The organism is Photobacterium sanctipauli, assembly GCF_003026495.1.
GTDB lineage: Bacteria > Pseudomonadota > Gammaproteobacteria > Enterobacterales > Vibrionaceae > Photobacterium > Photobacterium sanctipauli.
The window spans coordinates 38,204-49,914 of the sequence record NZ_PYMA01000028.1 but is presented as its reverse complement, the minus strand read 5'-3'; the positions used below and the strand labels follow the sequence as shown (position 1 = coordinate 49,914).

Genomic DNA, 11,711 nt, shown 5'->3' with positions numbered 1-11,711 from the left:
TAAGAATTTTGCTTGGCGACCATAGCGTTATGGACCCACCTGATCCCATGCCGAACTCAGCAGTGAAACGTAATAGCGCCGATGGTAGTGTGGGGCTTCCCCATGTGAGAGTAGGACATCGCCAGGCTCCAAATTTTAGAAATTTGCATTAGCGAATTTCAACGCAGAATTGCGTGCTGGTATAGCTCAGTTGGTAGAGCGCACCCTTGGTAAGGGTGAGGTCCCCAGTTCAAATCTGGGTACTAGCACCACTAATTTTGTTCAGCGACAATAGCACAATGGACCCACCTGATCCCATGCCGAACTCAGAAGTGAAACATTGTAGCGCCGATGGTAGTGTGGGGCTTCCCCATGTGAGAGTAGGTCATTGCTGAACTCCCTTTTAAAACCCAGCCTTCGGCTGGGTTTTCTCGTTTCTGAACCATGAAAAATGATGAATATTTTTCATGTACCTTCAATCAAGTTCAATTATTTTAATATTCTTTTGCTTGCTTCAGCCGCTAAACTTCTATAGTTTTATTTAGAAATCTGGACGTCTAAACATCTTGTTGTGGAAGATAAGGTGGGGCGTTTGATGTAAGTTTAAGGAGCAAACTGCAATGCCGATAAAAATTCCTGATCAACTTCCTGCGACAGATATTCTTCGTGGAGAAAACATATTCGTCATGTCTGAGGCACGTGCTGCCAGTCAGGAAATACGTCCATTGAAGGTGCTTCTGCTTAACTTGATGCCGAAGAAAATAGAAACAGAGACCCAGTTTCTTCGCCTGCTGTCAAATAGCCCATTGCAGGTTGATGTCGAGTTACTTCGTATAGATAATCGGCCGACGAAAAACACCCCGACAGAGCACCTGGATACTTTCTACCGCCAATTCGAGATGGTCAAGGATCGTAACTTTGATGGGTTGATCGTGACTGGTGCGCCCTTGGGCTTAGTGCAGTTTGAAGACGTACTGTATTGGGAAGAAATCCAAACCATCATGAATTGGGCTAAGGAGCATGTGACCTCTACGCTCTTTGTATGCTGGGCTGCACAAGCAGGACTTAAGCTGCTATATGACTTGCCTAAGCGCACCCGGAAGGAAAAGCTATCTGGTGTTTACCATCATCGTACCCATGATTGTCACCACCCGATACTTCGTGGCTTTGATGATACTTTCCTGGCACCACATTCGCGCTACGCTGATTTTTCACCGGAGTTCTTATCTGAGCATACCGACTTAGATATTCTTGCAACATCGGATCAGGCCGGTGTGTACCTCGCCGCGACAAAAGATAAGCGGAATGTGTTTGTGACAGGCCATCCTGAATACGATGCGTTGACATTACACAATGAATATACGCGTGATGCTGGGGAGGGAATGGATCCAAATGTGCCCGTGAATTACTATCCAGATGACAACCCTGAAAATCGCCCATCAGCAAGCTGGAGGAGCCATGGTCATTTGTTGTTTTCAAATTGGTTGAATTACTGCGTTTATCAGCAGACACCATATGATCTTGAGCACTTTTCTGAAGCTAACTTTACCAAAGATGAGTAGTGGGCGTTGAGCGAACTCAAGTCATCTAAATGAATCGAATACCCAAAGACCTGCTATTGAGCAGGTCTTTTTTCACCTGGCTAGTTATTATTTTGTGCTTCCCAAGCTTTGGCTTTATGTATGAGCGGGGTGATTGTCGAGCCTTGAATGAGTATTGAGAAGACAACCACGGAATAGGTCATCACCAAGATGATCTCACGCACATCGATATTTTTCTCTGGGATAACCATTACACCTGCAGGGATCGCCATCGCCATTGCTAGTGCTAGGCCACCACGTAAGCCGCCCCATGTCAGGATCTTCACTGACATTGGGTTGTAGTCACGGTAGCGCTGGAATCCTATATATGACAGTTGGATACTGAGGAAGCGACTAAATAGTACGAGCGGCACTGCGATAACCATTAATACCCAGTCTTCTTGGTGAAAGCTGAACTGTAGCATGCTCATACCGATAAGCAGGAAGAGCACGCCGTTGAGGAACTCGTCAACAAGCTCCCAGAAGTGATCGAGGTGGTCTTCACTCTCTTTTGAAAAACCGATATAGCGGGTCCAGTTACCAATCATGATCCCTGAAACGACCATTGCCAATGGGCCTGATACGTGGATAACATCGGCAAAGACATAACCCGCTGTTGGTATGCCTAAGGTGAGTAGCAATTCCATAGAGTGATCGTCGGTAGAGCTGATCAGGTAGTGGAAAATTAGTCCAAGCGCAAAACCATAGGCAATGCCACCAATCGCTTCTTGTAAAAATAGCTGTCCAACACCCAAAACGGTTGGGGCTTCATTGCCGAAGGCGATGGTAAATAAGGTTACGAAGATCACCAAGCCAAAGCCATCGTTGAAGAGGGATTCGCCTTCGATTTGGGTTGAAATCCTTTTAGGCGCATCGAGTTTTTTGACAATGGCCAGTACGGCAATAGGGTCAGTCGGCGAGATCAATGAGCCAAAAATTAGGCAGTAAATGAGATCTAATTGAATCCCAAGTACTTGGCATATCCCCCATAGTACAACCCCTATAAAGATGGTCGAGAACAGGGTTGCTGCAAGTGCAAGGGTAGTTATTTCCCATTTTTGCTCTTCCAAGTGCGGTAATTTAATCCCCAGTCCACCGGCAAAGAGTAGGAAACCGAGGATCCCTTGCAAGAGGAAGCTTTCGAAATTGATCTCTCCTAGTTGCTCGGCTGCAATGGTTTCAAGGTGGAACCAGCCGTTTTGGCCAGCGACAATAATACTGAGCGATAGCACCAAGGCTCCCGCAGTAATGGCAATTGTGCTCTGCATTTTTCCTATCTTGCTGTTAACAAAAGCAATTAACATCGCGGCAGCCGCTAGGAAGCAGAGGGTGCTGTAGACTGACATCCAGACCTCACAGGTGATAAAAAAGAAAGCTGTAAATTGTGACAAAATATAAATGGTTCACTGCGTGATAGCTATTACTATTTTTAACCAACTGCACCAATATTTAATCACTGAAAACCACTTTAGACGTCTAGATTTCCATTTCTGCTATGGTAGGATGTGAACTAGCTGTAAAAATTGATAAGGAAGTAGTGCGGTGTTGACTGGCAAGGACTTATTACAAAAACGTATCGAAGAGCAAATCCTGATCATTGATGGTGGTATGGGTACCATGATCCAGGGGTATAAGCTCGAGGAAGAAGATTATCGTGGTGATCGCTTTGCTAACTGGCACAGCGACCTTAAAGGAAACAATGATCTCTTGGTGCTAACCCAGCCCCAGTTGATTAAGGATATCCATTCGGCTTACCTTGAAGCCGGTGCCGATATTTTAGAGACCAATACTTTCAACGCCACTACCATTGCGATGGCTGACTATGACATGGAAAGCTTGAGCGCCGAGATTAACCTCGAAGCTGCTCGCCTTGCCCGTGAAGTCGCTGATGAATGGACGGCAAAAACGCCAGAGAAGCCGCGTTTTGTCGCTGGTGTTCTTGGCCCAACGAACCGCACCTGTTCTATCTCACCGGATGTAAATGATCCCGGCTTTCGTAATGTGACTTTCGATGAGCTAGTAGAAGCTTACTCCGAGTCAACGCACGCGCTTATCAAAGGCGGCGCCGATATCATTTTGATTGAGACCATCTTTGATACTCTAAATGCCAAAGCGTGTGCCTTTGCGGTTGAAACCGTGTTCGATGAGCTCGGTTACAAGCTGCCGGTGATGATCTCGGGTACCATCACCGATGCATCGGGACGCACGTTATCGGGCCAGACGACCGAAGCGTTTTACAACTCCCTACGCCACGTCAGCCCAATTTCCTTTGGCCTAAACTGCGCACTTGGCCCAGACGAGCTACGCCAGTACGTTGAAGAACTATCGAATATTTCAGAGAGTGCCGTGTCTGCCCACCCGAATGCGGGGTTGCCAAATGCCTTTGGTGAGTATGACCTGTCGCCGGAAGATATGGCTGTTCACATTAAAGAGTGGGCAGAAAGTGGTTTCTTGAACCTTGTAGGTGGTTGTTGCGGAACAACGCCTGAGCATATCCGCAAAATGGCGGAAGCGGTTGCCAGCCTATCTCCTCGGGTGCCGCCGACTCATTCTGTTGCCTGCCGTCTGTCGGGTCTGGAGCCATTAACCATCGAGAAAGAGACACTGTTTGTTAATGTTGGTGAGCGTACCAATGTAACTGGCTCTGCTCGATTTAAGCGCCTGATCAAAGAAGAGCTCTATGATGAAGCGCTGGAGGTTGCCCGCCAGCAAGTCGAGAATGGTGCCCAGATCATCGATATCAATATGGATGAAGGCATGCTGGATGCCGAAGCTTGTATGGTGCGCTTCTTGAACCTGTGCGCTTCAGAGCCTGAGATCTCAAAAGTACCAATTATGGTCGACTCCTCGAAGTGGGAGGTGATTGAAGCTGGCCTGAAATGTATTCAGGGCAAGGGTATCGTTAACTCTATTTCTCTCAAAGAAGGGAAAGAGAAGTTTGTTGAGCAGGCTAAGCTGATCCGCCGTTATGGTGCTGCTGTGATTGTGATGGCCTTCGATGAATTGGGCCAAGCAGAAACCCGTGAGCGTAAGCTGGAAATCTGTACCAATGCCTACCGTATCTTGGTTGATGAAGTTGGTTTCCCGCCAGAAGATATTATTTTTGACCCGAACATCTTTGCTGTGGCAACCGGTATTGAAGAGCATAACAACTATGCGGTCGACTTCATCGAAGCCGTGGGTGATATTAAGCGCGACTTACCGCACGCAATGATTTCCGGTGGTGTATCCAACGTGTCGTTTTCCTTCCGTGGTAACAACTACGTGCGCGAGGCCATACATGCTGTCTTCCTATACCACTGTTTCAAGCGTGGGATGGATATGGGTATTGTCAATGCCGGACAGCTTGAAGTTTATGACAACGTACCGGATAAACTACGCGAAGCGGTTGAAGATGTGGTGCTTAACCGCCGTGAAGATTCAACTGAACGCCTGCTTGAAATTGCGGAAGAATACCGGACTAGCAGTGTGGGTCAGCAAGATGATGGGGCTGCACTGGAGTGGCGTAGTTGGTCGGTTGAGAAGCGCCTTGAGCATGCTTTGGTTAAAGGGATCACCGAGTTCATTGTTGAAGATACCGAAGAAGCCCGTGTTAATGCCAGCAAGCCACTTGAAGTGATCGAAGGGCCGTTGATGGACGGTATGAACGTCGTCGGCGATCTGTTTGGTGAAGGTAAGATGTTCCTGCCCCAGGTGGTGAAATCCGCCCGTGTAATGAAGCAGGCGGTTGCCCATCTTGAGCCATTTATTAATGCTTCTAAGCAGGCGGGCTCGTCTAACGGTAAGATCCTACTGGCGACGGTGAAGGGTGATGTTCACGATATCGGTAAGAATATCGTCGGCGTGGTGCTGCAATGTAATAACTACGAGATTATCGATCTTGGCGTGATGGTACCGTGCGAGAAAATCTTGAAGGTTGCCAAGGAAGAGAACGTTGACATTATTGGTTTGTCTGGCTTGATCACGCCATCTCTGGATGAAATGGTCCATGTCGCGAAAGAGATGGAGCGCCAAGGTTTTGATCTACCATTGCTGATTGGCGGGGCGACGACATCCAAAGCCCACACCGCGGTGAAGATAGAGCAGAACTATAGCCAGCCGGTGGTATACGTGAACAACGCTTCGCGCGCGGTTGGGGTGTGTACTTCTCTGCTATCAGATGAACTTCGTCCGGGCTTTATCGAAAAGCTAGATCTGGACTATGAACGCGTGCGCGATCAACACAGTCGCAAGAAGCCGCGTACCAAACCTGTCACCCTTGAGCTGGCGAGAGACAACAAAGTCGCGATTGACTGGCAGTCGTACACCCCGCCAGCACCGGTGAAGCCGGGAGTGCATGTGTTTGATGACTTCGATGTTGCGATATTGCGCAAATATATCGACTGGACACCGTTCTTTATGACTTGGTCATTAATGGGCAAGTACCCTGCCATCTTGCAGCATGAAGAGGTGGGTGAAGAAGCGCAGCGTCTATTCGATGATGCCAATGCCTTGCTGGATCGTGTTGAGAAAGAAGATTTGCTCAAGGCGCGAGGTATGTGTGCGCTGTTCCCTGCGAGCAGCGTTGGTGATGATATCGAAGTCTACACCGATGAATCGCGTACCGAAGTGGCCAAAGTCCTGCACAACTTACGTCAGCAGACGGAAAAGCCTAAAGGGTATAACTACTGCCTGTCGGATTATGTTGCCCCGAAAGAGAGCGGTAAAAAAGACTGGATTGGGGCCTTTGCCGTCACGGGCGGTATTGGGGAGCGTGAGCTGGCCGATGAATACAAGGCTAATGGCGATGACTACAATGCGATTATGATCCAAGCGGTTGCTGACCGTTTGGCAGAAGCGTTCGCCGAATGCCTTCACGAGCGCGTTCGTAAGGATATCTGGGGTTACTCGCCGGACGAGAACTTATCGAATGATGATTTGATCCGGGAGAAATACCAAGGGATCCGCCCGGCACCAGGCTATCCGGCGTGCCCAGAGCATACCGAGAAAGGGAGCTTGTGGGAGCTACTGAATGTTGAAGACACCATTGGTATGTCACTGACCTCAAGCTATGCAATGTGGCCAGGAGCCTCGGTATCGGGTTGGTACTTCTCGCACCCGGACTCGCGTTACTTTGCGATCGCCCAGATCCAGGAAGATCAGCGTGATAGTTATGCTGATCGTAAGGGATGGGATACGGTAGAGGCTGAGAAGTGGCTAGGGCCAAACCTATAGCCAGTTAGGCGAGGACATAAAACAAGAAAGGCGCTCAGTTGAGCGCCTTTGTTTTTTGGGAGATCTTTATTCGAAGAGCTCTTGGTGAAGGGCTTTTACCACTTGCTTTGAGTCATTGGTTTTGACTAGGAAGCAGAGGTTGTGCGGGCTTGCGCCATAGCAAATCATACGCAGGTTGAAGTCTTCCAAGGTAGCGAAGACCTGCTTGGCCGAGCCTTTAGTTTCGCTCATTTGGTTGCCGATAAGGGCAACAAGGCAGAGGTCTTGCTCTACCTCGACGCGGCATAATTGGCTAAGTGCTTCTAGGGCAGCTGGCGGAAGGCTTGGTGCGCCACCGCTGGTATCCGTTTGATCCAGTGTAAGCGATACGCTGACTTCTGATGTTGTGATCAAATCAACAGACACCTTGTGCTCGGCAAGAATACGGAATACTTCGGCAAGGAAACCATAGGCATGGAACATATTGAGGCTGGTCAGGGTCACCATTGTCTGGTTGCATCGTAGGGCTAGCGCCCTGAATAACGGTGCTTCTGTTACCTTATCGCGGATCCATGTACCACCTTGCTCAGGTGCCTTGGATGAGCCAATAAAGACTGGGATCTGTTGGCGAACGGCTGGCAGCAGGGTTGATGGGTGTAATATCTTGGCACCGAAGTTAGCCATTTCTGACGCTTCGCTAAAACTGATTTCGTTGATTGGCTTAGCATTGGCCGTGATGCGTGGATCGGTGCTGTACATACCCGGTACATCCGTCCAGATCTCCAAGGTTTCAGCTTTGATGGCTTCGGCAACCAAGGCAGCGCTGTAGTCACTGCCACCACGGCCTAGTGTTGTGGTGATACCGTTGGGTTCAGAGCCGATAAAGCCTTGGGAAATAACAACCTGATCGTCTGCCAGTAATGGCTGAAGGTGCTCTTTGGCCAATTGGCTGATGGTGTCGATATCAGGGATCGCTTTACCAAATTGGCTGTCTGTACGCATGACTTGGCGTATATCGAAACGCTGGGCAGTTGCCCCCATTTCGCAAAGAATTTGGGTAAATAGGTAGGTTGATAGCAGTTCACCATGGGCGACCAGGTGATCTGTCAATTGGACCGATGGCGCTTGAGCTGCTTGTTCTGCAAGGGTTGCCACACTACCGAGCAGTTGGTCGATTTGGCTGGTGACCGCCTGCGGCTCGTCCAGTTGATCAATAATGCTCTGGTGGGTAGTGTGTAGTTGCTGTAGCCGTTGGGAGCGCTGCTCGTTATCGGCAATTCCATTTGCAAGTTCAACCAGCAGGTTAGTGACGCCGGAACAGGCACTGATCAAAACGACCTTGGTCGCTGGGTTATCCTTGATGATCTTGGCACTTCGGCTCATGGCGGCATGATCGGCTACGCTAGTACCGCCAAATTTCGCTACGGTGATCGGTGGAGGAACAGTAAAGTTATTTTCGACAAAGCTCAAAACGAGTCTCCCAGTAAACAAAGCAAAAAAACGCAATAAATTAACAGGGGGCTCGGGATAGGTATCCCGACAAAAAACGTCAGGAGAGCAAAAAGGTAAGATGTAATTAACTACAACACCAGAAGCTCCCCACCTATTCATAGTTATGCTGAATAGGTGACAGCCAGAAGGATTCAACCTTCTAAGCCGATACGCCATGCCCCCTGTCATGCCGTATCTCGGCGTTACTCCCCCTCTCTAGATTGCTTTGGGGTGGGGCCCCGCAAACTTAGATACCTGGGTAACGCTCCTCTTCTGTTTTCACCTGACTCAATAACGCATCAGGGTGAACAAAAAACGATCTCTATTGAAGCGGATTTGTTACTCTGTTGTCAATTGGTGCTTGAAAAAATATTTAAAAAAAATGCAAGAAATTGTATTGGTGAATGATCGGGCTTGTTCGGATGGTGAGCATTCATTGTCCAGAACTGATATAGTCAATCAGTACCTTACCAACAATAGGCAAACGCCAAGTTAGTTACTATCAGGGAGAACATATAATGACAATTGGTAGCTTTTACCCGCCGCAACGCACCTTAATGGGGCCGGGGCCATCTGATATTTATCCGCAGGTGCTGCAAGCACTGAGCCGACCAACTATCGGACACCTCGACCCGCTGTTTATTGGCATGATGGATGAACTGAAGCAGTTGCTTCAATATGCATTTCAAACCAAGAACACGTTTACCATTGCGGTCTCGGCTCCGGGTAGTGCAGGGATGGAAGCTTGCTTTGTTAACTTGGTTGAGCCGGGCGATAAAGTGATTGTGTGTCGCAATGGTGTCTTTGGCGACCGCATGCGTGAGAATGTCGAGCGTTGCGGTGGTGTTGCGGTGATGGTCGATAATGCTTGGGGTGAGCCGGTTTCACCTGCATTGGTAGAGCAAGCGCTGGCCGAGCACAGCGATGCTAAGGTAGTGGCTTTTGTCCACGCTGAGACCTCGACAGGTGCTCTGACCGATGCCGAAGCGATTGCCAAGATTGCGCGCCAGCATGATTGCCTGACTATCGTGGATGCGGTGACATCGCTGGGCGGTGTTCCTTTGCTGGTGGACGAGTGGCAACTGGATGCCGTGTATTCTGGTAGCCAGAAGTGTCTGTCATGTGTCCCTGGATTGTCGCCTCTGACATTCTCTGAGCGTGCAGTAGAAAAAATCCAGAACCGCAAGGCACCAGTACAAAGCTGGTTCCTGGATCAAAGCCTTGTTTTGGGTTACTGGAGCGGCGAAGGTAAGCGTAGCTACCACCATACTGCGCCGGTCAACAGCCTTTATGCCTTGCATGAAGCCTTGGTACTGCTGAAGAACGAAGGTTTGGAGAATGCTTGGCAGCGCCATAAAGATGCTCACCTTGAGTTGCGCGAAGGGCTTGAGAAGCTGGGTATCGAGTTTGTTGTTGATGAAGCTAGCCGTCTACCGCAATTGAATGCGGTATACATCCCGGAAGGGGTGGATGATGCGCTGGTAAGAAGCATCCTGCTTGAGCGCTACAACCTTGAAATCGGCGCCGGCCTTGGTGCGCTTGCAGGTAAGGCATGGCGTATCGGCTTGATGGGCTATGCGGCGCGAAGCGAGAATGTTGCCTTGTGCTTACGCGCACTGGAAACTACGTTGAAGTAGTTGGTGACGAGATGAAAACGGCTACTCTTGGGTAGCCGTTTTTTGTTGCGAGCGTTAATGATTTTCAGGCTTCACAGCGGCACTTGTCGCCTGGGGCTTTTGGCTTGGCAGCTCGAAGTCATGGCCGGGGAAAAGGTACTGGGCTTCATGCTGAATTTGCTCGGCCAAGTCCAAGCGCTCAAGCTGGGTGTAGGCGGCGATAAGATTGGTGTAGAGCGCCGGGCGTGGCCAGAGTTTGGCTTTGTCTTGTGCCCAATCAATATACTGCTGTATGAGTTGCGGGTTATCTGTAGCGGCCCCCACTTGAAGCTGGGTCAGGTGGAGATCCCACTCAAAACGGTTTTTCCAAGCCCATGGATTGTTGACCGCAAGTAGGTAATCAACATTAACAGGCCGGGTTGTTTCGTACTTGGTGAGCATGTGACCGGAGTACAGCGTGGTTGCCATGAAGCCGGTGATCACCACCGGAAGGGCAACGACCAGTGTTTTGAGTGGCAATACATAATTAGCCTTGAGCTTGTGGTACTTGGCTGTCAGGTTATCAACCCAGTAAATAAAGATGATGAAGATGACCCAGTGTGCCAGCGAATGGTAGAACGGATACTCAAGCTGGGAGTGTAGGGTAATTGGCAAGAATAGGCTAACCAGTGCGAGTTGGGTGCCATCTCGCGCTTTCTTTACCTTGAAAAACACCGCCCCGGCAGCAATCAGTAGTGCCAGCAACGGGATCACTCCCCCTTCGGCAGCCCAATAAGCCAGTTCGTTATGCGGGTGGTCAAGCGAGGCCATACCATATGGTCGCGCTGGATCCTCATGGTGCCACTGGGCAGTTTGGGTGATATAGCTGGTTTCGAACTTGCCATAGCCATAGCCCGTCAGCGGCTCGTTCATGAACATCTCTGCTGCTTGCGGGATGTGCATGGCGCGGGGGCTCACCAGGCTGAGGCGCTCTTCTTTTGGCACCCACCCCGTCATTGAATTGATATTCCAAGAGACACTAAGCCCGAGCACGACCATCAACAACCACATGCGCCATTGGGCCTTGGCGGCAAAACGCAATAGGTAAGGCAGCATCAATAAAATACCAACGGTGGCGCTGAGCCAGCCGGTGCGGGAGCTAAGGACAACGAGGATTGGTAATACGACGACGGGTGTCAGCAAAAGGGTCAGTTGTTGCCAAGACCATTTCCCCCGGTACATCGGGATGCGGGCGAGCAAATAGGCCGATAGCACTAAGCCTGTTGCCAGAAAGCTGGCCATGACGTTTGGCTGCTGGAAAATACCGTAAGGGCGGTTGGCAATGGTGTCGTAACTAATGGGGTTGCCCGGTTGTAGTAATAGGAACTGTACCCAACCAAACAGGGCTTCAATCCAAACACCGATTAAAATAAGCCAAAGTAAGCGCTGGCGCTGTTTTTGGGTAAAGGCAAATTGTTGCAGGCCAACAAAAAATAAAAAGCCCGCCCACAGGCCCAATATGCGAGGGGTGGATTCTGCCACTGCGGCATTGGGGTAGAGCAGTGGCAATGACAGCATTAGGCAGCAAACGAATAGAACCAGTGTCAGGCGGGAATAGCGCCAGACTTTTTGCCGGCAAATTTCCAGCAGGCCAAATGCAATAGCGAAACTGAACGGGATCCAACTGGCAGCATTAAATGAGAGTTCGATTCCCGAGCCGCCGGGGTTGTGCTGGAAGTAGTGCATAGCCAACAGGAACAGGACACCGATCGAGGCCAAAAAGTACCTGACCATGGGTTTACTGATCCTTTGTTCGGCGAGTCTGGTTCCTTGTACCTGTAACACTGTCATCGTGGTTCCATCGGTTTGCGCG

Annotated in this window: 6 protein-coding genes, 1 tRNA gene, 2 rRNA genes and 1 riboswitch; of the genes, 6 read left to right on the top strand and 3 right to left on the bottom strand. The window is 49.7% G+C overall.

From position 1 onward, the window contains the following. The first annotated feature begins 11 nt into the window (after positions 1-11). The 4 genes from rrf (C9I98_RS25405) to metA all read left to right on the top strand — a co-directional run bounded on the left by rrf (C9I98_RS25405) (position 12) and on the right by metA (position 1,541). Positions 12-127: ribosomal RNA gene (gene rrf, locus C9I98_RS25405) — 5S ribosomal RNA — on the top strand. Between the two features lie 48 nt (positions 128-175). Then, positions 176-251, top strand: a tRNA-Thr gene (locus C9I98_RS25400). A gap of 9 nt (positions 252-260) precedes the next feature. Further along, a 5S ribosomal RNA gene (rrf, locus tag C9I98_RS25395) occupies positions 261-376 on the top strand. A gap of 223 nt (positions 377-599) precedes the next feature. After that, positions 600-1,541 (top strand): homoserine O-acetyltransferase MetA, encoded by a 942-nt coding sequence (gene metA / locus C9I98_RS25390; protein WP_036816320.1) that lies wholly within the window; start codon positions 600-602, stop codon positions 1,539-1,541. A gap of 80 nt (positions 1,542-1,621) precedes the next feature. Here metA and C9I98_RS25385 read toward each other — a convergent pair whose 3' ends face one another. Then, the gene (locus tag C9I98_RS25385) at positions 1,622-2,905 is read right to left on the bottom strand and encodes a cation:proton antiporter (protein ID WP_036816321.1); all 1,284 of its coding nucleotides are present in this window, start codon (positions 2,903-2,905) and stop codon (positions 1,622-1,624) included. Positions 2,906-3,101: 196 nt separating this feature from the next. Here C9I98_RS25385 and metH point away from each other — a divergent pair, with 196 nt between their 5' ends. Then, entirely contained in the window at positions 3,102-6,773 is a 3,672-nt protein-coding gene (gene metH, locus C9I98_RS25380; protein WP_107272638.1) for a methionine synthase, read from the top strand. A gap of 66 nt (positions 6,774-6,839) precedes the next feature. Here the strand turns inward: metH and lysC are convergent, their stop codons facing one another. After that, positions 6,840-8,135, bottom strand: coding sequence for a lysine-sensitive aspartokinase 3 (gene lysC / locus C9I98_RS25375; protein ID WP_245907250.1), 1,296 nt, complete (start codon positions 8,133-8,135; stop codon positions 6,840-6,842). 201 nt (positions 8,136-8,336) lie between these two features. Beyond that, positions 8,337-8,524: riboswitch (Lysine riboswitch) on the bottom strand. 237 nt (positions 8,525-8,761) lie between these two features. On the opposite strand from lysC, the gene C9I98_RS25370 reads away from it, so the two are divergent. Further along, entirely contained in the window at positions 8,762-9,880 is a 1,119-nt protein-coding gene (locus C9I98_RS25370) for a pyridoxal-phosphate-dependent aminotransferase family protein (RefSeq protein ID WP_107272637.1), read from the top strand. A 54-nt stretch (positions 9,881-9,934) separates the two neighbouring features. On the opposite strand, the gene C9I98_RS25365 is transcribed toward C9I98_RS25370, so the two are convergent. Then, positions 9,935-11,689 (bottom strand): PglL family O-oligosaccharyltransferase, encoded by a 1,755-nt coding sequence (locus C9I98_RS25365; RefSeq protein ID WP_107272636.1) that lies wholly within the window; start codon positions 11,687-11,689, stop codon positions 9,935-9,937. Positions 11,690-11,711 lie beyond the last annotated feature (22 nt).

Bases quoted from the DNA above. Each gene is read 5' to 3' on its own strand.
- lysC (WP_245907250.1), bottom strand. From the start codon at position 8,135: ATGAGCCGAAGTGCCAAGATCATCAAGGATAACCCAGCGACCAAGGTC.
- C9I98_RS25365 (WP_107272636.1), bottom strand. From the start codon at position 11,689: ATGACAGTGTTACAGGTACAAGGAACCAGACTCGCCGAACAAAGGATC.
- metA (WP_036816320.1), top strand. From the start codon at position 600: ATGCCGATAAAAATTCCTGATCAACTTCCTGCGACAGATATTCTTCGT.
- C9I98_RS25385 (WP_036816321.1), bottom strand. From the start codon at position 2,905: ATGTCAGTCTACAGCACCCTCTGCTTCCTAGCGGCTGCCGCGATGTTA.
- C9I98_RS25370 (WP_107272637.1), top strand. From the start codon at position 8,762: ATGACAATTGGTAGCTTTTACCCGCCGCAACGCACCTTAATGGGGCCG.